This window comes from Pseudomonas sp. LPB0260 (genome assembly GCF_013388395.1).
Genome location: NZ_CP058247.1, coordinates 4,968,968 through 4,993,687, shown reverse-complemented (window position 1 = coordinate 4,993,687; position 24,720 = coordinate 4,968,968). Strand labels below are relative to the sequence as shown.

The 24,720-nt window shown below is 65.9% G+C and carries 30 protein-coding genes; 16 read left to right on the top strand and 14 right to left on the bottom strand.

The genetic code is table 11. The features are described from left to right. Window positions 1–97 precede the first annotated feature (97 nt). From phaZ to LPB260_RS22345, 3 genes are all read left to right on the top strand, one after another. Window positions 98–955 carry a poly(3-hydroxyalkanoate) depolymerase gene (gene phaZ / locus LPB260_RS22355; RefSeq protein ID WP_208708054.1) on the top strand — a complete coding sequence of 286 codons (858 nt, stop codon included), beginning with the start codon at window positions 98–100 and terminating at the stop codon, window positions 953–955. A gap of 180 nt (window positions 956–1,135) precedes the next feature. Next, a complete protein-coding gene (phaC, locus tag LPB260_RS22350; protein WP_208708053.1) occupies window positions 1,136–2,818 on the top strand; it encodes a class II poly(R)-hydroxyalkanoic acid synthase in 1,683 nt (560 codons plus the stop codon). Window positions 2,819–2,891: 73 nt separating this feature from the next. Beyond that, window positions 2,892–3,506, top strand: a complete 615-nt coding sequence (locus LPB260_RS22345) for a TetR/AcrR family transcriptional regulator (protein WP_208708052.1) — start codon at window positions 2,892–2,894, stop codon at window positions 3,504–3,506. 58 nt (window positions 3,507–3,564) lie between these two features. Here the strand turns inward: LPB260_RS22345 and LPB260_RS22340 are convergent, their stop codons facing one another. The 3 genes from LPB260_RS22340 to LPB260_RS22330 form a co-directional block, all read right to left on the bottom strand. Then, complete coding sequence (locus LPB260_RS22340) at window positions 3,565–4,308, bottom strand: phasin family protein (RefSeq protein ID WP_208708051.1); 744 nt, start codon at window positions 4,306–4,308, stop codon at window positions 3,565–3,567. Between the two features lie 11 nt (window positions 4,309–4,319). Further along, window positions 4,320–4,754 carry a phasin family protein gene (locus LPB260_RS22335; RefSeq protein WP_208708050.1) on the bottom strand — a complete coding sequence of 145 codons (435 nt, stop codon included), beginning with the start codon at window positions 4,752–4,754 and terminating at the stop codon, window positions 4,320–4,322. Between the two features lie 119 nt (window positions 4,755–4,873). After that, the gene (locus tag LPB260_RS22330; protein WP_208708049.1) at window positions 4,874–5,152 is read right to left on the bottom strand and encodes a polyhydroxyalkanoic acid system family protein; all 279 of its coding nucleotides are present in this window, start codon (window positions 5,150–5,152) and stop codon (window positions 4,874–4,876) included. Window positions 5,153–5,306: 154 nt separating this feature from the next. Here LPB260_RS22330 and ubiE point away from each other — a divergent pair, with 154 nt between their 5' ends. The 9 genes from ubiE (at window position 5,307) to LPB260_RS22285 (ending at window position 11,238) form a co-directional block, all read left to right on the top strand. After that, window positions 5,307–6,071: a bifunctional demethylmenaquinone methyltransferase/2-methoxy-6-polyprenyl-1,4-benzoquinol methylase UbiE gene (gene ubiE, locus LPB260_RS22325; RefSeq protein WP_208708048.1), complete on the top strand. Its 765-nt coding sequence runs from the start codon at window positions 5,307–5,309 to the stop codon at window positions 6,069–6,071. Next, window positions 6,071–6,688, top strand: coding sequence for an SCP2 domain-containing protein (locus tag LPB260_RS22320; RefSeq protein ID WP_208708047.1), 618 nt, complete (start codon window positions 6,071–6,073; stop codon window positions 6,686–6,688). Before ubiE ends, LPB260_RS22320 begins: the two co-directional genes overlap by 1 nt. Then, window positions 6,685–8,274 (top strand): ubiquinone biosynthesis regulatory protein kinase UbiB, encoded by a 1,590-nt coding sequence (ubiB, locus tag LPB260_RS22315; protein ID WP_208708046.1) that lies wholly within the window; start codon window positions 6,685–6,687, stop codon window positions 8,272–8,274. The genes LPB260_RS22320 and ubiB overlap by 4 nt, the downstream gene beginning before the upstream one ends. 66 nt (window positions 8,275–8,340) lie before the next feature. Then, the gene (gene hisI, locus LPB260_RS22310; protein ID WP_208708045.1) at window positions 8,341–8,742 is read left to right on the top strand and encodes a phosphoribosyl-AMP cyclohydrolase; all 402 of its coding nucleotides are present in this window, start codon (window positions 8,341–8,343) and stop codon (window positions 8,740–8,742) included. Continuing rightward, window positions 8,735–9,067, top strand: coding sequence for a phosphoribosyl-ATP diphosphatase (locus tag LPB260_RS22305; protein ID WP_208708044.1), 333 nt, complete (start codon window positions 8,735–8,737; stop codon window positions 9,065–9,067). The genes hisI and LPB260_RS22305 overlap by 8 nt, the downstream gene beginning before the upstream one ends. Before the next feature lie 28 nt (window positions 9,068–9,095). After that, complete coding sequence (tatA, locus tag LPB260_RS22300) at window positions 9,096–9,329, top strand: twin-arginine translocase TatA/TatE family subunit (protein WP_208708043.1); 234 nt, start codon at window positions 9,096–9,098, stop codon at window positions 9,327–9,329. 12 nt (window positions 9,330–9,341) lie between these two features. Next, window positions 9,342–9,728: a Sec-independent protein translocase protein TatB gene (tatB, locus tag LPB260_RS22295; protein ID WP_208708042.1), complete on the top strand. Its 387-nt coding sequence runs from the start codon at window positions 9,342–9,344 to the stop codon at window positions 9,726–9,728. Continuing rightward, window positions 9,725–10,534: a twin-arginine translocase subunit TatC gene (gene tatC / locus LPB260_RS22290; protein WP_208708041.1), complete on the top strand. Its 810-nt coding sequence runs from the start codon at window positions 9,725–9,727 to the stop codon at window positions 10,532–10,534. The genes tatB and tatC overlap by 4 nt, the downstream gene beginning before the upstream one ends. After that, window positions 10,531–11,238, top strand: coding sequence for a 16S rRNA (uracil(1498)-N(3))-methyltransferase (locus LPB260_RS22285; RefSeq protein ID WP_208708040.1), 708 nt, complete (start codon window positions 10,531–10,533; stop codon window positions 11,236–11,238). Before tatC ends, LPB260_RS22285 begins: the two co-directional genes overlap by 4 nt. 26 nt (window positions 11,239–11,264) lie before the next feature. Here the strand turns inward: LPB260_RS22285 and LPB260_RS22280 are convergent, their stop codons facing one another. Next, window positions 11,265–11,768 (bottom strand): helix-turn-helix domain-containing protein, encoded by a 504-nt coding sequence (locus LPB260_RS22280; RefSeq protein ID WP_208708039.1) that lies wholly within the window; start codon window positions 11,766–11,768, stop codon window positions 11,265–11,267. Between the two features lie 101 nt (window positions 11,769–11,869). Here LPB260_RS22280 and LPB260_RS22275 point away from each other — a divergent pair, with 101 nt between their 5' ends. From LPB260_RS22275 to LPB260_RS22265, 3 genes are all read left to right on the top strand, one after another. After that, entirely contained in the window at window positions 11,870–12,598 is a 729-nt protein-coding gene (locus LPB260_RS22275) for an SDR family oxidoreductase (protein WP_208708038.1), read from the top strand. A 76-nt stretch (window positions 12,599–12,674) separates the two neighbouring features. Further along, complete coding sequence (locus LPB260_RS22270) at window positions 12,675–13,265, top strand: 2-hydroxychromene-2-carboxylate isomerase (RefSeq protein ID WP_208708037.1); 591 nt, start codon at window positions 12,675–12,677, stop codon at window positions 13,263–13,265. A gap of 117 nt (window positions 13,266–13,382) precedes the next feature. Next, entirely contained in the window at window positions 13,383–13,853 is a 471-nt protein-coding gene (locus LPB260_RS22265) for a UPF0158 family protein (RefSeq protein ID WP_208708036.1), read from the top strand. Here the strand turns inward: LPB260_RS22265 and dtd are convergent. Together dtd and pip are read right to left on the bottom strand one after the other, a co-directional pair. Beyond that, window positions 13,816–14,253: a D-aminoacyl-tRNA deacylase gene (gene dtd / locus LPB260_RS22260; protein ID WP_208708035.1), complete on the bottom strand. Its 438-nt coding sequence runs from the start codon at window positions 14,251–14,253 to the stop codon at window positions 13,816–13,818. The genes LPB260_RS22265 and dtd overlap by 38 nt on opposite strands. Continuing rightward, complete coding sequence (pip, locus tag LPB260_RS22255) at window positions 14,250–15,221, bottom strand: prolyl aminopeptidase (RefSeq protein WP_208708034.1); 972 nt, start codon at window positions 15,219–15,221, stop codon at window positions 14,250–14,252. Before pip ends, dtd begins: the two co-directional genes overlap by 4 nt. Window positions 15,222–15,347: 126 nt before the next feature. On the opposite strand from pip, the gene LPB260_RS22250 reads away from it, so the two are divergent. Further along, the gene (locus tag LPB260_RS22250; protein WP_208708033.1) at window positions 15,348–15,782 is read left to right on the top strand and encodes a hypothetical protein; all 435 of its coding nucleotides are present in this window, start codon (window positions 15,348–15,350) and stop codon (window positions 15,780–15,782) included. Between the two features lie 40 nt (window positions 15,783–15,822). Here the strand turns inward: LPB260_RS22250 and LPB260_RS22245 are convergent, their stop codons facing one another. From LPB260_RS22245 to bamE, 8 genes are all read right to left on the bottom strand, one after another. Further along, complete coding sequence (locus tag LPB260_RS22245) at window positions 15,823–17,760, bottom strand: autotransporter domain-containing protein (protein WP_208708032.1); 1,938 nt, start codon at window positions 17,758–17,760, stop codon at window positions 15,823–15,825. A 294-nt stretch (window positions 17,761–18,054) separates the two neighbouring features. Continuing rightward, entirely contained in the window at window positions 18,055–19,629 is a 1,575-nt protein-coding gene (gene hutH, locus LPB260_RS22240) for a histidine ammonia-lyase (RefSeq protein WP_208708031.1), read from the bottom strand. Then, window positions 19,616–20,458: a glycine betaine/L-proline ABC transporter ATP-binding protein gene (locus LPB260_RS22235; protein WP_208708030.1), complete on the bottom strand. Its 843-nt coding sequence runs from the start codon at window positions 20,456–20,458 to the stop codon at window positions 19,616–19,618. Before LPB260_RS22235 ends, hutH begins: the two co-directional genes overlap by 14 nt. Next, window positions 20,455–21,306, bottom strand: coding sequence for a proline/glycine betaine ABC transporter permease (locus LPB260_RS22230; RefSeq protein WP_208708029.1), 852 nt, complete (start codon window positions 21,304–21,306; stop codon window positions 20,455–20,457). Before LPB260_RS22230 ends, LPB260_RS22235 begins: the two co-directional genes overlap by 4 nt. A gap of 80 nt (window positions 21,307–21,386) precedes the next feature. Next, window positions 21,387–22,355 carry an ABC transporter substrate-binding protein gene (locus LPB260_RS22225; protein WP_208708028.1) on the bottom strand — a complete coding sequence of 323 codons (969 nt, stop codon included), beginning with the start codon at window positions 22,353–22,355 and terminating at the stop codon, window positions 21,387–21,389. Between the two features lie 312 nt (window positions 22,356–22,667). Next, window positions 22,668–23,681 carry an ABC transporter substrate-binding protein gene (locus LPB260_RS22220; RefSeq protein WP_208708027.1) on the bottom strand — a complete coding sequence of 338 codons (1,014 nt, stop codon included), beginning with the start codon at window positions 23,679–23,681 and terminating at the stop codon, window positions 22,668–22,670. 158 nt (window positions 23,682–23,839) lie between these two features. Continuing rightward, window positions 23,840–24,397, bottom strand: coding sequence for a lipocalin family protein (locus tag LPB260_RS22215; RefSeq protein ID WP_208708026.1), 558 nt, complete (start codon window positions 24,395–24,397; stop codon window positions 23,840–23,842). A 10-nt stretch (window positions 24,398–24,407) separates the two neighbouring features. Further along, window positions 24,408–24,662, bottom strand: a complete 255-nt coding sequence (gene bamE / locus LPB260_RS22210; protein ID WP_208708025.1) for an outer membrane protein assembly factor BamE — start codon at window positions 24,660–24,662, stop codon at window positions 24,408–24,410. Window positions 24,663–24,720 lie beyond the last annotated feature (58 nt).

The following is a 24,720-nucleotide window of genomic DNA, read 5'->3' as shown; positions in this document are numbered from 1 at the left end:
CACTATGGCCGGGTGGGCGAACCAGGTTTCGCCCTGGTGGATCTGGGCACGACCTGGAAGGTATGACCCAGCGTTTTAATTGATAGGGCCCTTGCGCATGTCGCTACCTTTCGTATTTCGCACCATCGAGCTGGACGGCCAGACCCTGCGTACCGCCGTTCGCCCGGGCAACGGCAAGCTGACGCCCCTGCTGATTTTCAACGGCATCGGCGCCAACCTGGAGCTGGTCATGCCCTTCGTCCGCGCCCTCGACCCGGACCTGGAAGTGATCGCCTTCGACGTGCCGGGGGTGGGCGGCTCCTCCACCCCCAGCACGCCCTATCGCTTCCCTGGCTTGGCCAAACTGGCCGCGCGCATGCTCGATTACCTCGACTACGGCCAGGTCAACGCCATCGGCGTGTCCTGGGGTGGCGCGCTGGCGCAACAATTTGCCCACGACTACCCGGAACGCTGCAAGAAGCTGATCCTCGCCGCCACCTCGGCCGGCGCGGTGATGGTGCCGGGCAAACCCAAGGTGCTCTGGCGCATGGCCAGCCCGCGGCGCTACATCCAGCCGTCCTACGGCGTGCAGATCGCCCCGGACATCTATGGAGGCGCCTTCCGCCGCGATCCCAAGCTAGCCCTGGCCCATGCCAGCAAGGTGCGCTCGGGCGGCAAGATGGGCTACTACTGGCAGCTGTTCGCCGGCCTCGGCTGGACCAGCATCCACTGGCTGCACAAGATTCGCCAACCCACGCTGGTGATGGCGGGGGACGACGACCCGTTGATTCCCTTGATCAACATGCGCTTGCTGGCCTGGCGCATCCCCAACTCGGAGCTGCACGTGATCGACGATGGCCACCTGTTCCTGGTGACCCGTGCCGAGGCAGTGGCGCCGACCATCATGAAGTTTCTCGAAGAAGAACGGCAGCGCGCCGTGATGCACCCGCATCCGAGCAGTGCGCGCGGCCAGTGAGCGGGCAGGCTGCCGCACCAGCGCAGTGCGGCACTCAGCCACTTGACCCAACAGAGGGCTCAGGCTAATAACACTAACCCGGCAGCGGCGCTGCGCGCTGCCATTTGCGCGCCTTGGTACAGGCCTTGCTGCGAGCAGCGGTATTCGGATCTCAGCGGATAGACGACGGAGTGTTGCCCCATGCGAGAAAAGCCACGTATCGGCGCCTTACCAGCCCCTGCCACCTTCATGACTGCCCAGAATGCGGTGGTCGGCCTGCGCGGCCGCGACCTGCTGTCGACCCTGCGCACCCTGGCCCTGCAGGGCATCCGGCAGCCGGTGCACAGCGCCCGCCATGCCCTGGCCCTGGGCGGGCAGCTGGGGCGAGTGCTGCTCGGCGACACGCCACACAAGGTCAACCCGCAGGATACGCGCTTCGCCGACCCCACCTGGCAGCTCAACCCCCTGTACCGCCGTGGCCTGCAGGCCTATCTGGCCTGGCAACAGCAGCTCAATCGCTGGATCGACGAAAGCAGCCTGTCCGCCGACGACCGCGCCCGCGCCCGCTTCGTCACGGCCATGCTCAATGATGCCCTGGCGCCCTCCAACTCCCCGCTCAACCCGCTGGCACTCAAGGAACTGCTCAACAGTGGCGGCACCAGCCTGATCAAGGGCCTCGGCCAGCTGCTCGACGACCTGCTGCACAACCATGGGCTGCCCAGTCAGGTCAGCAAGCAGGCCTTCGAGGTCGGTCGCAACCTGGCCGCCACGCCTGGCGCGGTGGTGTTTCGCAATGACTTGCTGGAGCTGATCCAGTACAAGCCGATGAGCGAGAAGCAGTACCTGCAGCCCTTGCTGGTCGTGCCGCCGCAGATCAACAAGTACTACATATTCGACCTGTCCAACGAGAAGAGCTTCGTCCAGTACGCCCTGAAGAACGGCCTGCAGACCTTCATCATCAGCTGGCGCAACCCCGATGCCCGCCACCGCGAGTGGGGCCTGTCGACCTATGTGCAGGCCCTGGAAGAAGCCATGGACGCCTGCCGGGCGATCACCGGCAGCAAATCGGTCAACCTGCTGGGGGCCTGTGCCGGCGGCCTGACCATTGCCGCCCTGCAGGGCCACCTGCAGGCCAAGCGGCAACTGCGCAAGGTCGCCAGCGCCACCTATATGGTCAGCCTGCTCGACAGCCAGGTGGACAGCCCGGCCATGCTCTTCGCCGACGAGCAGACCCTCGAGGCCGCCAAGCGTCGCTCCTACCAGCAAGGCGTGCTGGACGGCCGCGACATGGCCCGGGTATTCGCCTGGATGCGCCCCAACGACCTGATCTGGAATTACTGGGTCAACAACTACCTGCTCGGCAAACAGCCGCCGGCCTTCGACATCCTCTACTGGAACAACGACTGCACCCGCCTGCCGGCCGCGCTGCACGGCGACCTGATCGACTTCTTCAAGTACAACCCGCTGAGCCACGCCGGTGGCCTGGAAGTCTGCGGCACCCCGATCGATCTGCGCAAAGTCGGCGTCGACAGTTTCAGCGTGGCCGGGATCAACGACCACATCACGCCCTGGGATTCGGTGTACCGCTCGACACTGCTGCTGGGCGGTGAGCGGCGCTTCATCCTGTCCAACAGCGGGCATATCCAGAGCATCCTCAACCCGCCCGGCAACCCCAAGGCGACCTTCCTGGAAAGCCCCAAGCTGACCGGCGACCCGCGCGCCTGGTACCACGACGCCCGCAAACACGATGGCAGCTGGTGGCCGCAGTGGCTGGAATGGATCCAGCAGCGCTCCGGCGAGCAGCGCGAGACCGACCCTGCCCTGGGCAGCGCGCAATACCCGAGCCTGGAAGCGGCGCCTGGCACCTATGTGCACGTGCGCTGAGTCGATCAACCGCTGCCCGGACATTTGCCCGGGCAGGCTGTACCCCCCTCACGCGGCCCTATAAGAACAGTCGATGAAAACTCGTGACCGCATCCTCGAATGCGCCCTGCTGCTGTTCAATCAGCAGGGCGAACCCAATGTCTCCACCCTGGAGATCGCCAACGAACTGGGCATCAGCCCGGGCAACCTGTACTACCACTTCCACGGCAAGGAGCCGCTGATCCTCGGCCTGTTCGAGCGTTTCAAGGAGGAACTGGCCCCGCTGCTCGACCCGCCCGCCGACGCGCGTCTGGATGTCGAGGATTACTGGCTGTTCCTGCACCTGATCGTCGAGCGCCTGGCCCATTACCGCTTCCTGTTCCAGGACCTGTCCAACCTGGCCGGACGCCTGCCCAAGCTGGCCCGCGGCATCCGCCAGTGGCTCAACGTGCTGAAGCGCACCCTGGCCACCCTGCTGGCGCGGCTGAAAGCGGAGGATCAGCTGGTCAGCGAGACCCAGGCCCTGGGCCAGCTGGTCGAGCAGATCACCCTGACCCTGCTGTTCTCCCTCGACTACCAGCGCATTCTCGGCGAAGAGGGCGAGAGCCGCCTGGTGGTGTATCAGGTGATGATGCTGGTGGCCCCGCACCTGACCAGCGAATCGCGACAGGCTGCCGAGCAGCTGGCCCGGCGCTACCTGGAAGCCTGAGCCCGGAAACGCAAACGCCCGACACGAGGTCGGGCGTTTGCGGGTAACACGCTCAGCCTCAGGACTGGCTGGTAGGCGTGGTTGCTGCTGGCGCATCGGCCGGCGCCACTGCGGCCGCAGGCACCGCCGGCTCGGAAGAAGCCGGCGCCACGACCTTGGCCAACGGCGTCTTCTTCACCGCCGGCTTCTTCGCCGCCGCCGGCTTGGCAGCCTTGGCTACCGCCTCGGCAACCGGCTCCGCCTTGGCCGCCGGTTTCGCGGCGGCTTTCGGCGCAGGCTTGGCCGCGGCCTTGGTCGCCGGCTTAGCGGCAGCCTTGGCGGCGGGCTTGGCCGCTGCCTTGGTGGCGGTCTTGCGGGCAGGCGCGACCGACTTGGCGCTGACGCCGGTCAGCTGCTCGATCTGCTTGGTCAGGCTCTCGACCTTGTCGTTGAGCGCCTTGACCTCGCTGCGGCTGGGTACGCCGAGACGCGAGATGGCATTGTGCAGGCGCTTGTCGAAAGCCTCCTCCAGTTCGCCCCACTTGCCGATGGCCTTGTCCTTGACTTCGTCGACCTTGGAGCGCGCGGAGCCCACTTTCGACTCGACAGTGGACTTCACCGCATCGACCTGCTTGTCGACGCCGCTCTTGGCCTGCTTCTCGGCCTTCTCGCCATCCTGAACCAGTGAATCGAAGAGCTTGGTGCCGTCCTTGCTGACCTTGGAGTAGGCACCCAAGCCGGCCAACCAGATCTGGCGCGAGTACTTCTCGACCTCGCCGATCCAGGAGCTGGTCTGTTTCTCGGATTTCTTCTTAACAGCCATCCTGCTCTCCTTTATTTGCTACGCGCGACATGCTCGAGCAATGCGCCCAGTTCATCCAGCTTAGCAGAGAGCTCTTCGATATCTTGCTTGGTCGGGATGCCGATACGCTTGAGGGCGCCGGCCACACGATTGTCGAAAGCCTTCTCGATCTTGTCGATTTGCACGTCGACCTTGCCCTTGACGCTGCTGACGCGGTTCTTCACGCCGTCGAGCTGGCTGTTGGCCGCCTCGACCTGCTCACCGACCAGCTTCTTGCCCTGCTCTTCGACGCCTTCACCGGCCTTGACCAGTTCCTTGAAGTATTCGGCGCCTTCCTGACCCGCCTTGGCGTAGGCTCCGAGACCGGCCAGCCAGACCTTGCGGGCGTAGACTTTGACGTCACCCAGCACGCCGGCTTTGGCTTCGGCTTCGACTTCGGCTTTCTTCTTGATTGCGACTTTCGACATGGTGCACCTCATGCGCGGTGATTTGAGGAAACGCCCACGGAATGCAGGCTTGGCACCAAGGTATCGAGGAAAATTAGAAACCGCATACTAGCCGCCGAAAATCGTGCGACGAACTCGTCTCAGGCCTTGAGACTCTTGTCCAGCACCTCTTCGATCTGCCGCTTGATGCTGCCGCCCATGGCCGACAGCAGCAGGCCGAGCTTGAGCTCCACGTGGACCCGGTCCTCGCCGACCTCGATACGCCCATCGGCGCCGCTGCGCTTGAACTCCAGGGTGTCGCCAGTCCAGCGATACTTCACGTCGAACTCGCGGGCCAGGCGCTCGGCCAGCTGTTCGGCTTTCGCCCGGGCCGCCTCGCGGCCGAGGCTATGGGGGCGTTCCACGGTGATTCTGGTCATGGCCTTTCTCCTCACTGCGACCTTCGATCGCGCGACTATATCAGCCCCGGGCCGGTCCTCGCGCGGCGCGGCGCCGCGCACGTCAAGACAAAGGTAGGCCGCAGGTTTAGAATGGCCGCCACTTTGATTCAGCCTCTCTTTAGGTAAGGGCGTCATGACCGACAAGCGCAGCGACAGCGAACCCACCACGCACTTCGGCTTCCAGGATGTTCCGGAAAGCCAGAAGGCGCAGAAGGTCGCCGAAGTCTTCCACTCGGTGGCCGCCAAATACGACCTGATGAACGACCTGCTCTCCGGCGGCATGCACCGCCTGTGGAAGCGCTTCACCATCGAACTGTCGGGCGTGCGCCTGGGCAACCGGGTGCTGGACATCGCCGGCGGCACCGGCGACCTGACCAAGCAGTTCGCCCGCCTGGTCGGCCCCCAGGGCGAGGTGGTGCTGGCCGACATCAACGAGTCGATGCTCAAGGTCGGCCGTGACCGCCTGCTCGACCGCGGCGTGGCCGGCAACGTCAAGTTCGTCCAGGCCGACGCCGAGAAGCTGCCGTTCCCGGACAACCACTTCGACTGCGTGACCATTGCCTTCGGCCTGCGCAACGTGACCCACAAGGAAGACGCCCTGCGCTCCATGCTGCGCGTGCTCAAGCCCGGCGGCCGCCTGCTGGTGCTGGAGTTCTCCAAGCCCTCCAGCGAGCTGCTGTCGAAGGTCTATGACACCTACTCGTTCAGCTTCATGCCGCTGATGGGCAAGCTGATCACCAACGACGCCGAGAGCTACCGCTACCTGGCCGAGTCGATCCGCATGCACCCGGACCAGGACACCCTCAAGGCGATGATGGCCGATGCCGGCTTCGAGCGGGTCACCTACCACAACATGACCGGCGGTATCGTCGCCCTGCACCGCGGTATCAAGCCCTGATGCTGCTGGACGGGCTGCTGGCCGGGGTCGAACACGGCCTCAACCGGGTACTGGCCATGGACGGCACGGCGCTGCCGCGCCTGGCCCGCCTGCGCGGCCGGGTGATCGAACTCGACTGCCGGCAACCCAGCCTGCAGCTGTTCATCCTGGCCGACGAGCAAGGCCTGCGCCTGGCGGCCAACTGGGCCGGCGACGCCGACTGCCGCCTGCGCGGGCCGGCCGCCAGCCTGCTGCGACTGGCCACCAGCGCGGACAAGAGCGCCGTTCTGCACAGCCCCGAGGTCGACCTGGATGGCGACAGCGCGGCACTGCTGGAGCTGGTCGGCATTCTCCAGGACCTCGAGCTGGACTGGGAGTACGAGCTGGCGCGCTGGCTCGGCCCGGTCGCCGGCCAGCTGCTCGGCAACCACCTGCGCAGCCGCGCCAGCTGGACCGCACAGAGCCTCGACAGCCTGCGCCTGAACCTCGCCGACTACCTCAGCGAGGAGTCGCGCAGCCTGGTCGGCCGCCGCGAAGCCGATGCGCGCTTCGCCGAGCTGGACGGCCTCAAGCTCGCCCTCGATCGTCTCGATGCGCGTATCGAACGCATCGCCCAACGCCATAAGCCCACCCCATGAAGCTGCTCGCCGTTCGCCGCCTGTTGCGCATTCAGCGCGTGATCATCCGCTATCAGCTGGACGATCTGCTGTTCGACCTGCCGTTGCCGCTGTGGCTGCGTGCCCTGCGCTATGCGCTGCCCTGGCACTGGCTGCCGCGCCGCGTGCATGCGCTGTCGCGCGGCGCCCGCCTGCGCCTGGCCCTGGAGGAACTGGGGCCGATCTTCATCAAGTTCGGCCAGCTGCTGTCCACCCGCCGCGACCTGTTGCCCCCGGACGTGGCCGACGAGCTGGCCAAGCTGCAGGACCAGGTGCCGCCCTTCGACCCGGCCCACTCCCTGGCCCTGATCGAGGCCCAGCTGGGGGCCAAGGTCGGCGAGGTGTTCGCCCGCTTCGACACCAAGCCGCTGGCCTCCGCCTCGGTCGCCCAGGTGCATGCGGCGCAGCTCAAGAGCGGCGAGGAAGTGGTGGTCAAGGTGATCCGCCCCGGCCTCAAGCCGGTGATCCGCCAGGACCTGGCCTGGCTGTTCCTGCTCGCCAAGCTGGCCGAGAAGGCCTCGCCGGATGCCCGCCGCCTGCGCCCGGTGGAAGTGGTCGGCGATTACGAGAAGACCATCTACGACGAGCTCGACCTGCTGCGCGAGGCGGCCAACGCCAGCCAGCTGAGGCGCAACTTCGAGGGCTCGCCGCTGCTCTACGTGCCCCAGGTGTACTGGGACCTGTGCCGGCCCAAGGTGCTGGTGATGGAGCGCATTTACGGCCTGCCGGTGACCGACCTGGCCAGCCTCGCCGACCAGCGCACCGACATGAAGCTGCTGGCCGAGCGCGGCGTGGAGATCTTCTTCACCCAGGTGTTCCGCGACAGCTTCTTCCACGCCGACATGCACCCCGGCAACATCTTCGTCAGCACCCACCAGCCGTGGAACCCGCAATACATCGCCATCGACTGCGGCATCATCGGCAGCCTCACGCCCGAGGACCAGGACTACCTGGCGCGCAACCTGATCGCCTTCTTCAAGCGCGACTACCGCCGCGTCGCCCAGCTGCACATCGATTCCGGCTGGGTGCCGGCCACCACCCGGGTCAACGACTTCGAGGCGGCCATCCGCACCGTCTGCGAGCCGATTTTCGAGCGGCCGCTGAAGGACATTTCCTTCGGCCAGCTGCTGCTGCGCCTGTTCCAGACCGCGCGACGCTTCAACATGGAGGTGCAGCCGCAACTGGTGCTGCTGCAGAAGACCCTGCTCAACATCGAGGGCCTGGGCCGCCAGCTGTACCCGGACCTGGACCTGTGGAGCACCGCCCAGCCCTTCCTCGAGCGCTGGATGCGCGAACGCATCAGCCCGCGCCATCTACTGCGCAACCTGCAACAGCAGGTCGAGCAGGTGCCGCACCTGTCACAGATGGCCCGCGACACCCTGGAACGGCTCAATCAGCAGCAGCCGCTGGTCCAGGTCGAAGCGCCCGACCACCGCCAGTGGCCCGCGCGCCTGCTCGGCGCCCTGCTGGTGGCCGGCGCCGCCGCCCAGGGCCTGGCGCTCAGCCTGCCGGCCTGGCCGAGCTGGGCCATGCTCGCCGGCGGGCTGTTCCTGGTACTGCGCCGATAGCCAGGCCCGAGCCGCACTGGCACACTAGACCTCTATCCAACAGGCCCGAAACGGGCGGAAGTAGCGATGAACGATTGGCTCGACGAGATCAACTGGAACAGCGATGGCCTGGTGCCGGCGATCGCCCAGGACCACCAGACCGGCCGCGTGCTGATGATGGCCTGGATGAACCGCGAGGCCCTGGCCCTGACCGCCAGTGAGCAGCGCGCCATCTACTGGTCACGTTCGCGCGGCAAGCTGTGGCGCAAGGGCGAAGAGTCCGGCCATGTGCAGAAGCTGCATGAGCTGCGCCTGGACTGCGACGCCGACGTGATCATCCTCAAGGTCGAACAGTTGGGCGGCATCGCCTGCCACACCGGCCGCGAGAGCTGCTTCTACCGGGTGTTCGACAACGGCGCCTGGAAAACCGTCGATGCGGTGCTCAAAGACCCGCATGCCATCTACAGCGCAGGACACCGCCATGACTGACACCCTCAGCCGCCTGGCCGAAGTGCTGGAGGCGCGCAAGGGCGCCGCGGCCGACTCGTCCTATGTCGCCAGCCTCTACCACAAGGGCCTGAACAAGATTCTCGAGAAGGTCGGCGAGGAATCGGTGGAAACCATTCTCGCCGCCAAGGACGCGGCCGCCAGCGGCGACTGCAGCGAACTGATCTACGAGACCGCCGACCTGTGGTTCCACACCCTGGTCATGCTCGCCGCCCTCGGCCAGCATCCGCAGGCCGTGCTGGACGAACTGGACCGGCGCTTCGGCCTGTCCGGGCACGCGGAAAAAGCCGCGCGCCCGCAAACCTGATCACCCCACTTATTACGGAGTACGCATCATGGGATTCGGTGGCATTAGCATTTGGCAACTCCTGATCATCCTGCTGATCGTGGTCATGCTGTTCGGCACCAAGCGCCTCAAGGGCATGGGCTCCGACATCGGCGACGCGATCAAGGGCTTCCGCAAGTCGATGGGCAACACCGAGGAAGACAAGCCGGCGGTGGACGAGCACAAGGGACAGACCATCGACGCCCAGGCGCGCAAGGTCGAAGAGCCGGCGAAGAAAGACTAAGAGCCGACCATCATGTTCGACATAGGTTTTAGCGAGCTGCTGCTGATTGGCCTGGTGGCCCTGCTGGTGCTCGGCCCCGAGCGCCTGCCCGGCGCCGTGCGCACGGCCGGCCTGTGGATCGGCCGGATCAAGCGCAGCTTCAGCGCGATCAAGGCCGAGGTCGAACGCGAGATCGGCGCCGACGAGATCCGCCGCCAGCTGCACAACGAGCAGATCCTCGAGCTGGAGCGGGAAATGAAGGCGATGAAGCAGGACCTGCTCTCCCCCGGCGCGGCGACCAAGAGCGAGGCCCCCGCCGGCTCCGAAGCTCCGGCCAAGGCCGAGCAGCCCGCTGCGACCGCTGAGCCCGCCGCCAGCGCCCCGAAAGAACCCAGCCAGGATAAATCCGCACAACCATGAGCCGACTAACGGAAGGCGACCAGGAGATGCCCCTGGTCTCGCACCTGACCGAGCTGCGCACGCGCCTGCTGCGCAGCGTCGTCGCCGTTCTGGCGCTCTTTGCCGGGCTGTTCTATTTCTCCCAGGACATCTACGCCCTGGTCGCCGCACCGTTGCGGGCCTACCTGCCGGAAGGCGCGACGATGATCGCCACCGGCGTCGCCTCGCCCTTCCTGACCCCCTTCAAGCTGACCATGATGGTCGCCCTGTTCCTGTCGATGCCGATCATCCTGCATCAGATCTGGGGCTTTATCGCGCCGGGGCTGTACAAGCACGAGAAGCGCATCGCCGTGCCCTTGCTGATTTCCAGCATCCTGCTGTTCTACGGCGGCATGGCCTTCGCCTATTTCGTGGTGTTCCCGATCATGTTCGGCTTCTTCGCCAGCGTGACCCCGGAAGGGGTGGCGATGATGACCGATATCGGCCAGTACCTGGACTTCGTCCTGACCCTGTTCTTCGCCTTCGGCGTGGCTTTCGAGATCCCAGTGGCGACCTTCCTGCTGATCTGGGTCGGCATCGTCGAGGTCGACAGCCTGCGCAAGAGCCGCCCCTACGTCATCGTCGGCTGCTTCGCCGTGGGCATGGTGCTGACCCCGCCGGACATCTTCTCCCAGACCCTGCTGGCGCTGCCGATGTGGCTGCTGTTCGAGGCCGGGGTATTCTTCGGCAGCCTGGTCAAGCGCCGCGCCGAGCACGACGCGGAAACCGAGGACAACGCCGAGGCAGCGGCGAAATCCGAAGACCAGCCGCCCGCGCCGCAACCGTGAACCTGCTGCTGCTGGAAGACGGCGACTTCGTCGCCGCCGATCGCGTGCGCCTCAGCGGCCGGCGCCTCAAGCATCTGCATGAGGTGCACCGCGCCGAAGCCGGCGACAGCCTGCGAGTCGGTCGCCTGGACGGCCTGATGGGCCGTGGGCAGTTGCTCAGCCTCAGCGCCGATGCCGCCGAACTGCAGGTCGAGCTCGATCAGGCTCCGCCGGCCAAGCTGCCCCTGACCCTGCTGCTGGCCCTGCCGCGACCGAAGATGCTGCGCCGGGTGCTGCAGACGGTCAGCGCCATGGGCGTACCGCGACTGATCCTGCTGAACAGCTACCGGGTCGAGAAGAGCTTCTGGCAGACCCCCTTCCTCGAGCCTGCGGCCATCCGCGAGCAGCTGATCCTCGGCCTGGAGCAGGCACGCGACAGCGTGCTGCCCGAGGTGATCATCGAGAAACGCTTCAAACCCTTCGTCGAGGACCGCCTGCCGCAGCTGGCCGCCGGCAGCCTCGGCCTGGTCGGCCACCCCGGGCCCTATCCGGCCTGCCCGCGAGCCGTGAGCGAGGCCGTGACCCTGGCCATCGGCCCGGAAGGTGGCTGGATTCCCTACGAGGTGGAAAAGCTGCAACAGGCCGGCTTGCAGCCGGTGCAGCTCGGCGAACGCATCCTGCGCGTGGAAACGGCGGTCAGCGCCCTGCTCGCCCGCCTGTTCTGAAGGCCCGGCGCGGGGGCCGCGCCGCCCTAGGTCGATTCGCCGCCGCGCGCTTGCTGCCAATGCGCCGGCAGCACCTGGCCCTCCAGCCCCGGCGCCTCCTCCAGGCGCACAGCGCCCGGCGCCAAGGCCTCGCCGCATTCCGAGCAGACCAGCACACCGTGCATCTGCCGACCGCAGCCGCGGTGCACATGCCGTAGTGGCGGCCCCTCGGTGCCACTCATATGCCGGTCGCCCCAGTTGGCCAGCGCCAGCATCACCGGATACAGGTCCAGGCCCTTGGCGGTCAGCCGATACTCCTCGCGCAACGGCCGCTGCTGGTAGGCCTCCTTGCTCAGCAGCCCCGCCTCCACCAGCTTCTTCAGGCGGTCCGCCAGCACGTGCCGGGTAATCCCCAGGCGCTGCTCGAAGCCGTCGAAGCGGCGTATGCCGAGAAAGCACTCGCGCAGCACCAGCAACGTCCAGCGGTCGCCAATCACCGACAGGGCGCGGGCCAGCGAGCAGGATTGTTGATCGAGTTCTTCCCAGCGCATGCACGGGTCTCCAGCAAAGAATGGCTCACCATAGCTTGACAGGTTCCAAAATGGAATTGACTATGCCTGTCAGTTCCAAAAAAGAACCAAGGAGAACAGGCATGAGCGAACGCAAGGCAATCCTGGTCATGGGCGCCGGCGACGCCACAGGCGGTGCCATCGCCAGGCGCTTCGCCCGCGAGGGCTACATCGCCTGCGTCGCCCGCCGTCAAGGCGAGCAGTTGCAGCCGCTGGTCGACGCTATCGAGGCCGAGGGCGGCCAGGCCCGCGCCTTCGCCTGCGATGCCCGGGAGGAGGCGCAGGTGCTCGAGCTGTTCGCCACCATCGAGCGCGAGGTCGCGCCGCTGACGGTGGTGGTGTTCAACATCGGCGCCAACGTGCAGTTTTCCATCACCGATACCACCGAGCGGGTCTACCGCAAGGTCTGGGAGATGGCTGCCCTGGCCGGCTTCCTCACCGGCCGCGAGGCGGCCAGGGTCATGCTGCCGCGGGCTCGCGGGACCATCCTGTTCACCGGTGCCACCGCCTCCTTGCGCGGCCGCGCCAACTTCGCCGCCTTCGCCGGCGCCAAGTTCGCCCTGCGCGCCCTGGCCCAGAGCATGGCCCGGGAACTCGGCCCCCAGGGCATCCATGTCGCCCATCCGATCATCGACGGCGCCATCGACACAGCCTTCATCCGCGACAACTTTCCCGAGCTGTACCAACGCAAGGAACAGGACGGCATCCTCGAACCCGAGCACATTGCCGATACCTACTGGCAGATCCACTGTCAGCCGCGCGATTGCTGGGTCCACGAACTGGACCTGCGCCCCTGGACGGAAAATTTCTAGTGGCAGCCGCCTTGATACCAGCGCCGCACAGCAAAGCCCCTCCACCACCCCAACCCAAGACGCCACGAGGATCACCATGAGCAAATCGTTTGAGTTCTTCTTCGACTTCGGCAGCCCCGCCAGTTACCTGGCCTGGACCCAGCTGCCGCGAATTGCCGAACAGGCCGATGCGCAGATCCATTGGCGGCCCATGCTGCTCGGCGCGGTGTTCAAGGCCACCGGCAACATGCCGCCGATAAGTGTGCCGACCAAGGGCCGCTACATGCTCCAGGACCTCAACCGCTTCGCCGCGCGTTACGGGGTGCCGCTGGTGTTCAACCCGCACTTTCCGCTCAACTCCCTGCCGCTGATGCGCGGCGCCGTCGCTTATCTCGACACGCCCCGCTTCGACGCCTACATGAGCGCAATCTTCGAGGCGGTCTGGCAGCAGAAGAAGCACCTCGACAAGCCCGAGGTACTGGCCGAGGTGCTCGAAGCGGCCGGTTTCGACAGCGCCGAGTTCGCCCGTTTGATCGGTGAGGATTCGGTCAAGCAGCGGCTCAAGGCCAATACCGAGGAGGCGGTCGAGCGCGGCGTGTTCGGCGCACCGAGCTTCTTCGTCGGCGACACCCTGTACTTCGGCCAGGATCGCCTGGACTTCGTCGCCGAAGCGCTGGCGCGCGGCTGACCCGTCAGCGGCACGCGCCTATTGCCGCCCGGCGGCGGCAATAGGCGCCGAACGGCATGACAGCGCCCCGCTCGCGAGGCTATTGTCGGGGCAGGACCCGACTCGGAGCACACCACCATGCGCCCCCTGACCCTCGACCTAGCACGTATCGAACAGGCCCTGCTGAGCCAGGCCGAACTCGAGCACTACCTCGACCTGGCCACCGGCAGCGTGCTGAGCATCATCCCCGGCGACCCGCCTCCGGGCGCCGACGAGAAGTACGACGTGCAGCCGGATCGCTACCTGGCCATCGAGCCCCTGCCCCACGGCCAGGCCCTGGCCCTGCGCGAAGCCTTCCTGTTCGGCCTGCACGACCCGCACGCACATACCCTGCTGCGCCACGCCCTGGCCGGGCGCAAGCCATTGCGTACCTTCGACTACCAGCTGGAAGCGCTGCCGCGGGTGCGCGACGCCTGGCTGGCCTTTCAGGCCCAGCAGGTTCGCGAGCTGGCACTGGAGTGGCTGCAGGACAACGGCCTGGAGCGGGCCGCACATGCGCCCATCGATGAGCTCAGACCTCGAGGAGGAAGGTCACCGGCCCATCATTGACCAGGTGCACCTGCATCTCGGCGCCGAAACGCCCGGTGGCCACCTGCGGGTGCCTGGCACGAGCCTGTTCGACCAGCAACTCGAACAGGGCGGCGCCCTGGGCCGGCGGTGCGGCGCTGGAGAAGCTCGGCCGCAGGCCGCTCCTAGTATCGGCGGCCAGGGTGAACTGCGAGACCAGCAGCAGGCCGCCGCCGACGTCGCCGAGGGACAGGTTCATCTTGCCCTCGGCATCGCTGAACACCCGGTAGTTGAGCAGCTTGTGCAGCAGCTTGGCGACGCTTTCGGGGTTGTCCTGGGGCTCCACGCCGACCAGCGCCAGCAAGCCCTGGTCGATGGCCCCGACCACCTCGCCGGCGACCTCGACACGGGCGCCGCGCACCCGCTGGATCAGCGCCTTCATGCTTCGTCCGGCGACAGGTTGAGCAGGCGCCGGGCAATCTGGTTGGCCGCCCGCACCAGGGCGTCGGTGATACCGACCTCGGCCGCCGAGTGGCCGGCGTCGCGGATGATCTGCAGCTCGCTGTTGGGCCAGGCCTGGTGCAGCTCCCAGGCGTTGTCCAGGGGGCAGATCACGTCGTAGCGGCCATGCACGATGACCCCCGGCAGGTGGGCAATCTTCGGCATGTCGCGGATCAACTGGTCGGCCTCGAGGAAGGCGTTGTTGACGAAGTAGTGGCACTCGATGCGGGCGATCGACAGGGCGCGGTGCGCCTCGCTGAAGCGCTCGACCACCTGCGGGTTGGGCCGCAGGGTGGCGGTGCGCCCCTCCCAGCTCGACCAGGCCTTGGCCGCGTGCATCTGGGCGATCTGGTCGGAGCCGGTCAGGCGCTTGTAGAACGCCTGCATCAGGTTGCCACGCTCCTCGACCGGAATCGGCGCCAGGTAGTCCTGCCAGTAGTCGGGAAACAGGCGGCTGGCGCCCTCCTGGTAGAACCAGTGGAATTCCTGGGGACGACACAGGAAGATGCCGCGCAGGATCAGCGCATGCACGCGCTCGGGATGGGTCTGGGCGTAGGCCAGGGCCAGGGTCGAGCCCCAGGAGCCGCCGAACAGCACCCACTTGTCGATGCCCAGGTGCTCGCGGATGCGTTCCATGTCGGCGACCAGGTCCCAGGTGGTGTTCTTCTCCAGGCTCGCATGGGGCGTTGAGCGCCCGCAGCCACGCTGGTCGAAGGTGACGATGCGGTACAGGTTGGGATCGAAGAAGCGCCGGCTCATGGCATCACAACCGGCGCCGGGACCGCCGTGGATGAACACCACCGGCAGACCGTCCGGCGAGCCGCTCTCGTCCACGTAGAGCACGTGCGGCTCGTCCACCGCCAACTCGTGGCGGGCGTGGGGTTTGATCTCCGGATACAAAGTCTGCATGGCATGCTCCTGAATGTATGCGTACGGTGCGTTCCAGGCGTCGACGAGAGCGCTTCGCGTCCTCGGGGCGCTATGCTGCCGGGTCCCGCTCTGCCCCGCATCATAACCATGAAAAAGGAGTTCGGCATGCCGATACGGCGATTTGCCCTGGCTTTCCTGGCACTTTTGACTCTGCTCACCGGCTGCAGCGAGCGGGACGACCCGCAGGCCGCCCTAGAGGCCGCCGTGCAGCAGTTGCAGGACAACTTGGAGGCGAAGGACAAGGCGGCAGTGCTGGAGCAGCTGCACCCGCAGTTCTTTGCCCAGCAGCAGCACGACCGTGAATGGGCCAGGCGCACCATGGCCCTGCTGTTCCTGCGACACAAGCAGGTGCGGGTGCTGCCCGTGAGCCAGGACAGTTACCTGGATTCGACCTATAGCGAGAAGGGCCACACCGAGGCGCGCCTGGCCCTGAGCGGCGCAGACGGGCTGATACCGGACAGCGCGCGCTATTACGCGGTCAAGCTGGAGTGGTGGCGGGATGACGGTGAGTGGCGGCTGGCGCGGCTGAACTGGCAGTGAAACCGCCACGCAGCCTTGCGCTGCGTGACGGTCCGGCGTCTTAGAAGTCCCAGTTGAGGGACAGGTTGACGCCGTGCTGGCGATCGGTGGTGCCGCGGAACTGATAGGCCGCACGCAACTGCAGCTCCGAGCTCAGAGCATGGCTCACGCCCAGGCCAGCCAGGGTCTGGCCGCTGGCCGGGGTGTGGCCCTGCAGCTCGAAGCGGTTGCCGGCCACCGAGTTGAGGCCCATGCGCAGCTGCCGCGGATCGTCCTCTAACTCGCGCTCGCGGGCGACTTCGGCGAACACCTGGGTCGCCGGGCTCAGCTGGTAGTTCATCTGCAGACCCAGGCCCAGACGCATGCTGTCACGCTGCTGGTCGTCGTAGTTCAGGGCCGTGGAGCTCATGCCACGCTCGCGGTAACCATCCACATCGACCCGGGCGTAGTCGGCGCTGATGAACGGACTGACCCGCCAGCCGGTGCCGGCATTGGCCAGGTCATAGCCCAGACGCCCAGACAGCGCCCACAGCTGGCCATCGGTGTCGCCCTTCTCGCTGCGCTCGGCAATGCCCAGGGCGAACTGGCGGTTGAGGTCGCCGTAGTCGAGATGGCCCAGGCTCAGGCTGGTATCGGCCCACACCCGGCCATTCTGGTACTGGGCGAAGGCGCTGAGCAGGTAGCTGCTCAGGTCGTACTCGGAATCGGCCTCGCCGGCCTCCAGGCTCTGCTCCTGCAGGCCCAGGGCCAGGCCCAGGCGCCAGCTGTCATCCAGCCGGTAGCTGCCACCCAGGTTCAGGCCCAGGCCATGGCTGTCGCCGCTGGCCACCGCCGCACCTTCCTGGAACTGCTGACGCTGACCGCTGGCGGCGACGAAGCTGCGCCACTGGCCCACCGCCTGCCAGGCACCGCGATCGGCCTGCCACTCGCTGCGCAGCTGCTGCTGGTGACCGTTGAGGCTGGCCATGGCCATCTCCGGCAGCAGGGAAACCTGCCAGGGTGCCGAGAGGATCGAGTAGGTGTAGTCGGCGGTGATCTGCTGTACAGCGGCGGTCGGGTGCACGCCGTCGTTGAACAGCAACTTGTTAGGGTTGGGCGAGATCCCCCCCAAGCCCCAGGTCGGATCGGCGGTGCAACCGCTGCCGCTGAAGCAAACATCAGTCTGCGCGACCAGCGGGTCGAAGCCAAAGGCTACAAGATCAGCCTGCACTTCGCTCAACAGGCCACGGTAGTTCAGGCGAATGACGTTGCCGCCGAGGGCCGACAGCTGGGTGGCTAGCGCATCGTTGAACAGCGAAGCCCCATTGGAAAAGAACGCGCGCATCCCCGACGGGAAGCCTGGCTGGGGTTCAAGTCCGAAAGGGGTCATACCCACGTCCGGCAGATCGGAGACGATGATGGTGCGCGCACCGGCTCGTTGCAGGGCGACGACACCATCGACCAGATTTTTGGCCGCGACCGCCGCACTGGTCTGATCGGTTATGAAACCCTGCAACACATCATTACCGCCACCGTTGATGTAGTAGAGCGCGTTGGCATCGGCACGGCCGAATTCGGCTAGATAGCCAGACCGCGATCGGAGGACGGTGCCTGCGCCGGGCTGGCCCACCGGAACAATCGTTTCAGATGTGGTAGTGATGGAGCTGAGGATCTGGCCCGTACGGTAGCCACCCACCGCGTAGTTGGTGCCGTCTGGATTACCGGTAACTGGCTGCAACAGGTATGGCGTGGACGGCAGGGCCTGAAGGCCGAGATGGGCGCCCAGGCGCTGGGTCGAAACAGCAGCGAAGTATTCGGTGCTATTGAAATTAGGGCCAGTGCGGTTGGTAAATCGGTTGCCACCGTTCGGAAATGCCGGGCCGCCAGAGTCGGGAAACTGGCCGCTATCGCTCAGCGAGTCACCGAATATCACCAGCTGCGAATAGGGCATGGCGTGGGCCGCGGCAGGCAGCCCGGCGAGGAGTACTGCAGCGGTCAAAGCTTTGAGGGGAAAAGTCATGGCTACTCCGTCATGTTAGTTTGCCAGCAGGCAAGCACGGCAGAGTAGCCAGTCCACACAAAATAGACGCTCACCCAAATGGGCGATTAAAAAAACACCTGAGCCGACTCATTCAGCCCCTTAATGAATGAAAAGACAGGGCTGGTCACAGCCTCCCCTGAGCTAGCGCCACTTCCATGACGACCGAACCACCTCCGGGTCGAATCACCAGACTCTTTGCGTCAGACGGCCCCACGCGATGCTCGGGTGGGGCCGTCTGCCAGGGTTGCGGCGTGAAGCTGTTACCCCGGCAGCTCACTGCCGGGCATCGAACCCCGTGCACAGTTCGCCCTGCACCAGCTGTTCACGCATGAGCTTCGCGGCGCTGGCGATATCCGGCGCCAGCCAGCGGTCCTGGTCAAAAGCCGGTACGCGCTGACGCAGCAACTTCCAGGCGTAGCCGGTGCCTGCGCCAAAGCTGTGTTCCTTGAGGAACTCGAACGCCTGGCCCGCCAACAGGTACTCGATGGCGAGGATCTGCGCGCAATTGTCCAGCAACCGATGCAGTTTCAAGGCGGCATTGGTGCCCATGCTCAGATGGTCTTCCTGCAGTGCCGAGGTCACGAAGTTGTCGATCACCGCCGGCTGAGCGAGTTGGCGATTTTCCGCACACAGCGACGCGGAAACGTACTGAACGATCATCATCCCGTTGTTCACGCCCGGCTGGCTGACCAGAAACGCTGGCAGGCCACTGACCAGGGGGTTGATCAAGCGGTCCTGGCGACGTTCGGAGATGCTGCCGATCTCGGCCATGGCGATCGCCAGCAGGTCGGCGGCCATCGCCACCTGCTGGCCATGGGGGTTGGCCTGCATGACCACCCGATAGTCGTCCGGGGTGCCCAGCACCAGCGGGTTGTCATTCACCGAATTGAGCTCGGTCTCGATCTGCCGGGCCGCATGTGCCAGCTGGTCCCGACAGGCGCCATGCACCTGGGGAATGGACCTGATGCTCAGCGCGTCCTGGGTGCGGATACCCAGATTGCGGGCGACGACCTCACTGCCGGCGAGCAGCGCGCGCAGGTTGTTACCCACTGCCTGCATGCCGGCATGCGGCTTCAGCGCGATGATCTCCGGGTCGTAGGCGTTGATCTGCCCACCCAGGGCCTCGAAGCTCATGGCACCGACCACGTCGGCCCATTCGATCAGGCGAGTAGCGTCCGCCAGCGCCAGACAACTCAAGCCAGTCATGCAGGGCGGGCCGTTGACCAGACTGAGTCCGTCCTTGGCGCCGAGCAGCACGGGCGCCAGCCCCTCGGCCTCCAGGGCCTGGCTGGCGGGTACGATCTGTCCCTGGTAACTCACCTCGCCAATGCCCAGCAGGCTGATGCCAACGTGGGCCATATGGGTCAGGTAGCCCACCGAGCCCTGTGCCGGCACCAGCGGGGTGATGCCGCGATTGAGCAGGTCCAGCAGCGCCTGGACCAGATGCCGCTGCAGGCCGGACTTGCCCTGGCTGTAGTTGCTGATGGCCGCGCAGATGATCGCCCGGGTCTGCTCCTCGGTAAGGGCCGCGCCGACACCGCAGGCATGGCTGACCAGCGTGTTGTAGGACAGCGCGGACAGTTGCTCGTCCTGCAGGGTGACGTTGCACAGTGCGCCGAGGCCGGTATTGACGCCGTAGGCGCGCTCGCCACTGGCGACAATGCGCTCGACGATCGCGCGGGCGTTGTCGATCCGCGCCCAAGCCTGCTCCGACAGCTCGAGCGGCGCGCGGTGGCGAGCCACCGCGACCACGTCCTGCCAGCGCAGCGGCGCATCACCGATGACGACGCGCTCAACTGTCGAGAGCGCTAGGTTTGCTTCCGAGCCAAGGGTTTCAGCTGACGACATCTAAGAGGTTTCCTTCGAGAGAGGTCACGTGGCGCTGAACGAAACGGTCTACGTATTCGTCGGCGGGCTGGTAGAGAATTTCCTTGGGGGTTCCCACTTGAATGAGGCGGCCATCCTTGAGGATGGCGATGCGGTTGCCGATGCGCACCGCTTCGTCGAGATCGTGGGTGATGAAGACGATGGTCTTGTTCAGGCCTTTCTGCAGTTCCAGCAGCTGATCCTGCATTTCCGCGCGAATCAGCGGATCGAGGGCGCTGAACGCTTCATCCATCAGGATGATGTCGGTGTCCGCGGCCAGCGCGCGCGCCAGGCCGACGCGCTGGCGCATGCCCCCGGACAGCTGGTGCGGGTAGGACTTCTCGTAGCCCTTGAGGCCGACCATGGCAATCCAGTGCTGCGCCCGCTCGGCGCAGCGGGCCTTGCTCTCGCCCCGCACCTTGAGGCCATAGGCGACGTTGTCCAGCACGCTCTTGTGCGGCAGCAGGCCGAAGCTCTGGAACACCATGCTGATCTTCTCGCGGCGAAACTGCCGCAACGCGTTCAGGTCATAGCGCAGGATGTCCTGGCCATCGATCAGTATCTCGCCGCTGGTCGGGTCGATCAGCCGATTGAAATGGCGCACCAGGGTCGACTTGCCCGAACCGGACAAGCCCATGATGACGAAGATCTCCCCCGGCTCGATGGCCAGCGACAGATCGTTCACCCCGACCACGCAGTTTGTCGCGGCCAGCACCTGATCCTTGCTCTTGCCCTCGCGGATCATGGCCAGGGCCTCATCGGCCCGCGAACCGAAGATCTTGAAGACGTGGTTGACCACTATCTTGCTCATTGGCTCACCTCATGCCGGGAACGGCCGTAGGCCTGGGTGATGCGATCGATGACCACGGCGAGGATGACGATGGCCAGTCCGGCCTCCAGGCCCTTGCCGACGTTCAGCGTCTGGATTCCGACCAGCACGTCTTCGCCAAGGCCGCGGGCGCCGATCATCGAGGCGATCACCACCATCGACAGGGCCATCATGGTGGTCTGGTTGAGCCCTGCCATGATGCTGGGCAGCGCCAGGGGCAACTGCACGCCGAACAGCTGTTGCCAGCGGTTGGCACCGAACGCGTTGACCGCCTCCATGACCTCGCGGTCGACCTGGCGGATGCCCAGATCGGTGAGGCGGATCAGCGGCGGTGCGGCATAGATCACCGTGGCGAAGATGGCCGGCACCTTGCCCAGGCCGAACAGCATCAGCACCGGAATCAGGTACACGAAGCTGGGCATGGTCTGCATGATGTCGAGCAGCGGCATCAACACGGTACGCAGACGGTCGCTGCGGGCAGAGAGAATCCCCAGGGGTATGCCGATCAGGACCGCAATCAGCGTAGCCACCAGCATCAGCGCCAGGGTCTGCATCAGCTTGTCCCACAGCCCCACCGCGCCGACCAGGAACAGCAGGCCGACGATCACCAGCGTCGGCAGCGCCCGACGGGTCGCGTGCCAGGCGATGGCGGCAAAGATGCCGAGCATCAGCCACCAGGGCGTCGCGCGCAGGCAGCTCTCGAGATTGACGATGGCCCACAGGACCGAGTCCGAAATCTGCCGGAACACATCGCCGTAATTGACCACCAAGGCATCAACCCAATCATTGACCAGGTTGGCGATAGAGAAAGTGAATTGCTCGGGAAACATAGAGTGCTCTCGATCGATAGACTTGGGGTGGCTGCTCATGCAACCGCCGGGAGGACCACCCTGGCCCTCCCGGTTTCAGCTTACAAGCTCGCTTCGATCTTCTTCGCCGCCTCAGCGCTCACCCAGCGGTGCCAGATTCCCGGGTTCTCCTTGAGGAACGCCTTGGCCAGTTCGGGCGACTCGATGCGCTCCTTGGCCATCCGTCCGAGGTTCTGGTTGAGCAGATCGATCGGTACGTTCACCTGCTCGAGTACCGCGACCAGTTCCGGTGCCTGCTCGTGGAACTCCTTGGACAGGCCGATCTGGATGGAAATGCTGTGGGCATGGCCCGGCTCGTCCTCCAGCTTGACCAGATCCACCTGGCCCATCAGCGGGGTCGGCGACCAGTAATAGAACAGGATCGGCTCGCCGCGCTTGTAGCTGGAAAGCACTGCGGCATCCAGTGCCGGACCGGTGCCAGGACGGAAGTTGGTGAACTTGCTCTCCAGGCCCGAGTCCTGCAGCTTCTTGCTGTTTTCCTGCTCGCAGCTCCAGCCGGCCGGGCAGTTGTAGAAGCGGCCCTTGGCCGGCTCCTCAGGATCGCGGAACACCTCGGTGTACTGGGCCAGGTCGGCGACCTTCTTGAGGTTCGGGGCCTTCGCCTCCAATTTGCGCTTGGCGTCCCCCTCCACCAGGTAACGCGGCACATACCAACCCTCATCGGCGCCGACGATGGGCGCGCCGACGCCGACGACCTTGCCGGCCGCCGCGGCCTTGTTCCACACATCGCTGCGGCCCACCCACTCCTCGGCGAACACCTGGATGTCGTTGGTACTCAGGGCCTGCTCCATGGTGATGGAGTTGCCCGGCAAGCTGTCGGTCGTGCAGCCGTAGCCTTCCTTGAGAACGATCTGGATCACGTCGGTGAGCAGCATGCCACTCTCCCAGTTGAGTCCGGCGAACTTCACCGGCTTACCGGATTCGCACCAGCCGGCAGCCTGGGCGGATACCGACCCAGCCAGCAGGCCAAGAGACAGCAGGGTGCTCAGCAGCTTTTTCTTACTTCCCATAGCGACACTCCTAATGCGTGGTGTTTAACGGTGGTGCAAATGCAGGCCTTGAGCATGGGCAGAGGTGGCGCGCGCTGCCGCACACCCCTTTACTTGTACACACAAGCATATGCAAGCAGAAGGCCAACCCCGTCTCGCTGCGAAGGATTTCATCGACGCATCGCTGAAGAGCGCGAAAAATCTGGAGAAAGGTGACCGGTCAGTCACCAAAATGGAAGACATGCCCGGAGTAGTGAGCTGTTACCCGAGCACAGCGGCGCACAGATAGGGAGCGCCGCGGGCCCCAGGATGGGGCCCGAGGTAACAAGCCCCTCAGTCGAGGGCCGCGTCGATACGCCCGGCCACCTCGGCCGGCACCCAGGTCGACCAGATATCCCGGTGCTCGCGGAAGAACTGCCGACTGACCTCTTCCGCCTCGCTGCGCTGCTCGGACATCCGCGCCAGGATGCCGTTGAACAGCGGCAGGGGAATCTGCACCTTGTCGAACACCTGAACCAGTTCGGGCGCGCGCTCGTGGAAGTCGCGCGACAGGCCGATGGAGATCTTCGCCGGCAACGAACGGGTCCCCACGGGGTTGGGGTGATTGCCGTCGATCAGGGTCTCCCAGGCCTCGGGGTCGAACGGCGGCTCCTCCAGCTGCACCAGCTTGTAGCGGCCCATCAGCGGCGTCGGCGACCAGTAGTAGAAGAGGATCGGCTCCTGGCGGCGGATCGCCGAGCTGATCGCCGCATCCAGGGCCGGCCCGGCGCCGGTGCGGAAGTTCACGTAGCTGTCCTCCAGGCCATAGGCCTTGAGCTTCTGCGAGTTGACCACCGCGCAGGTCCAGCCGCTCGGGCAGTTGTAGAAGCGCCCCTTGCCGGGCTCCTCGGGGTCGCGGAACAGCGCCTTGTAGCGCGGCAGGTCGCTCACCGACTTGAGCCCGGCAGCCGGCGCGTCGGCGCCGCCGACCAGGTACTCCGGTACCCACCAGCCCTCGGTGGCGCCCTGCACCGGCTCGCCGACGGCGAACACCTCGCCGGCCGCTTCGGCCTTGCGCCACAGCTCGCTGCGCCCGGCCCATTGCTCGGCGATCACCTGCACATCGTTCTGCTTGAGTGCGTTCTCCATGGTCAGGGTATTGCCGGGCAGGGCGTCGGTCTGGCAGCCGTAGCCCTTCTCCAGCAGATCGCGCAGCACCTGGGTGGCGAACATGCCGCTTTCCCAGTTGAGCCCGGCAAACACCACGGTGCTGGGATAGGGGCAGGTGGCCGGGGCGGCGTGGGCCGGGGCGCCGAGCCATGCGGCCACCAGGGCCAGGAATGCAAGCAGGGGACGAAACAGCGGCATGGCGATCTCCAGGTCAACCGCGAAGGGTGCGTCGCGCCGGCTGCTGTTGAGCACCGGCGGCAGACGACTACCTAGGGTTTAGACCGGGGCGCGGCGTTTGCCCAGTTTTCCGCCGCCGCCCCGCGCCACCTCGCAGGCCCACGGCCGGAGCGGTTCGGCTAAGGCGCGATCTCGCCGTCCGCCACCCGCCAGATCAGCGCGTCGGTGTCGTAGCCCTGCTCGCGCGCCACCTGCAGCAGCTTGTCGCGCAGCGCCGGGTCGACCTGCGGACTGCGCGCCAGCAGCCACAGGTAGTCACGATCCGGATGGCCGACCAGGGCGGTTTGGTATGCGTCGTCCAGGTAGAGCACCCAGTACTCGCCCTTGGCCATGCCCGGCAGCAGGCGGCTGAACCAGTTGTCGAAGCGCACCCACAATTTGTCGGTATCACCTGCCACCTGCGGCACGGCCACGCCCTCGACCTGCTGCCACTCGCCCTCGCGGCTGCGGCAGCGATTGACCACCTGCAGGCTGCCGTCGGCCTGCAGGCCATAGTGCGCCTCGGACTGGGCGCAATTGCGCTGGAAGAACATCGGCAGACGCGCCAGCTCGTACCAGGTGCCCTGGTAGCGCTGCAGGTCGACCCGCTCGACGGTTTGCGGCGGCACCGGCCCGGTGCCCAAGTTGGCGCAGCCGGCCAGCAGCGCCACCATCAACAAGCCCAACAAGCCACGCATGTCGACCTCCCTACTTGAGCCCCTTGCCGGAGAACATCAGCACCTGGTCGCCGGCGAACTGCACGCTGATCATGCTCTTCTCGTCGCCCCAGGTGCAGCTGGTGATGCCCAGGGCGCCGGCGCATTCGCTCGGTGCGCCGAGCAGTTGCTCGACCTCGGGCTTGCTCATGCCGGCCTGCAGTTTCGAGTAATTGGCCTGATTGACCTTGTTGCAGGCGACCAGCAGCACACAGGCGGCGATCAGGGTGAGGGCGCGAAACGACATGCAGGGACTCCGCTGGATGGATGTTCGGGCCCGACTGAAGTGAGGCCCGTGATTCGCT

What these genes read in the sequence shown, in the direction of transcription:
- phaZ (WP_208708054.1), top strand. Translation starts at nt 98, where the DNA reads ATGTCGCTACCTTTCGTATTTCGCACCATCGAGCTGGACGGCCAGACC.
- LPB260_RS22215 (WP_208708026.1), bottom strand. Translation starts at nt 24,397, where the DNA reads ATGCGTGGCTTGTTGGGCTTGTTGATGGTGGCGCTGCTGGCCGGCTGC.
- LPB260_RS22245 (WP_208708032.1), bottom strand. Translation starts at nt 17,760, where the DNA reads ATGACTTTTCCCCTCAAAGCTTTGACCGCTGCAGTACTCCTCGCCGGG.
- LPB260_RS22305 (WP_208708044.1), top strand. Translation starts at nt 8,735, where the DNA reads ATGACTGACACCCTCAGCCGCCTGGCCGAAGTGCTGGAGGCGCGCAAG.
- ubiE (WP_208708048.1), top strand. Translation starts at nt 5,307, where the DNA reads ATGACCGACAAGCGCAGCGACAGCGAACCCACCACGCACTTCGGCTTC.
- bamE (WP_208708025.1), bottom strand. Translation starts at nt 24,662, where the DNA reads ATGTCGTTTCGCGCCCTCACCCTGATCGCCGCCTGTGTGCTGCTGGTC.
- LPB260_RS22235 (WP_208708030.1), bottom strand. Translation starts at nt 20,458, where the DNA reads ATGAGCAAGATAGTGGTCAACCACGTCTTCAAGATCTTCGGTTCGCGG.
- hisI (WP_208708045.1), top strand. Translation starts at nt 8,341, where the DNA reads ATGAACGATTGGCTCGACGAGATCAACTGGAACAGCGATGGCCTGGTG.
- LPB260_RS22220 (WP_208708027.1), bottom strand. Translation starts at nt 23,681, where the DNA reads ATGCCGCTGTTTCGTCCCCTGCTTGCATTCCTGGCCCTGGTGGCCGCA.
- LPB260_RS22320 (WP_208708047.1), top strand. Translation starts at nt 6,071, where the DNA reads ATGCTGCTGGACGGGCTGCTGGCCGGGGTCGAACACGGCCTCAACCGG.
- LPB260_RS22280 (WP_208708039.1), bottom strand. Translation starts at nt 11,768, where the DNA reads ATGCGCTGGGAAGAACTCGATCAACAATCCTGCTCGCTGGCCCGCGCC.
- tatA (WP_208708043.1), top strand. Translation starts at nt 9,096, where the DNA reads ATGGGATTCGGTGGCATTAGCATTTGGCAACTCCTGATCATCCTGCTG.
- LPB260_RS22225 (WP_208708028.1), bottom strand. Translation starts at nt 22,355, where the DNA reads ATGGGAAGTAAGAAAAAGCTGCTGAGCACCCTGCTGTCTCTTGGCCTG.
- LPB260_RS22275 (WP_208708038.1), top strand. Translation starts at nt 11,870, where the DNA reads ATGAGCGAACGCAAGGCAATCCTGGTCATGGGCGCCGGCGACGCCACA.
- phaC (WP_208708053.1), top strand. Translation starts at nt 1,136, where the DNA reads ATGCGAGAAAAGCCACGTATCGGCGCCTTACCAGCCCCTGCCACCTTC.
- LPB260_RS22250 (WP_208708033.1), top strand. Translation starts at nt 15,348, where the DNA reads ATGCCGATACGGCGATTTGCCCTGGCTTTCCTGGCACTTTTGACTCTG.
- LPB260_RS22270 (WP_208708037.1), top strand. Translation starts at nt 12,675, where the DNA reads ATGAGCAAATCGTTTGAGTTCTTCTTCGACTTCGGCAGCCCCGCCAGT.
- LPB260_RS22340 (WP_208708051.1), bottom strand. Translation starts at nt 4,308, where the DNA reads ATGGCTGTTAAGAAGAAATCCGAGAAACAGACCAGCTCCTGGATCGGC.
- tatB (WP_208708042.1), top strand. Translation starts at nt 9,342, where the DNA reads ATGTTCGACATAGGTTTTAGCGAGCTGCTGCTGATTGGCCTGGTGGCC.
- tatC (WP_208708041.1), top strand. Translation starts at nt 9,725, where the DNA reads ATGAGCCGACTAACGGAAGGCGACCAGGAGATGCCCCTGGTCTCGCAC.
- LPB260_RS22335 (WP_208708050.1), bottom strand. Translation starts at nt 4,754, where the DNA reads ATGTCGAAAGTCGCAATCAAGAAGAAAGCCGAAGTCGAAGCCGAAGCC.
- dtd (WP_208708035.1), bottom strand. Translation starts at nt 14,253, where the DNA reads ATGAAGGCGCTGATCCAGCGGGTGCGCGGCGCCCGTGTCGAGGTCGCC.
- ubiB (WP_208708046.1), top strand. Translation starts at nt 6,685, where the DNA reads ATGAAGCTGCTCGCCGTTCGCCGCCTGTTGCGCATTCAGCGCGTGATC.
- LPB260_RS22330 (WP_208708049.1), bottom strand. Translation starts at nt 5,152, where the DNA reads ATGACCAGAATCACCGTGGAACGCCCCCATAGCCTCGGCCGCGAGGCG.
- pip (WP_208708034.1), bottom strand. Translation starts at nt 15,221, where the DNA reads ATGCAGACTTTGTATCCGGAGATCAAACCCCACGCCCGCCACGAGTTG.
- LPB260_RS22345 (WP_208708052.1), top strand. Translation starts at nt 2,892, where the DNA reads ATGAAAACTCGTGACCGCATCCTCGAATGCGCCCTGCTGCTGTTCAAT.
- LPB260_RS22265 (WP_208708036.1), top strand. Translation starts at nt 13,383, where the DNA reads ATGCGCCCCCTGACCCTCGACCTAGCACGTATCGAACAGGCCCTGCTG.
- LPB260_RS22230 (WP_208708029.1), bottom strand. Translation starts at nt 21,306, where the DNA reads ATGTTTCCCGAGCAATTCACTTTCTCTATCGCCAACCTGGTCAATGAT.
- hutH (WP_208708031.1), bottom strand. Translation starts at nt 19,629, where the DNA reads ATGTCGTCAGCTGAAACCCTTGGCTCGGAAGCAAACCTAGCGCTCTCG.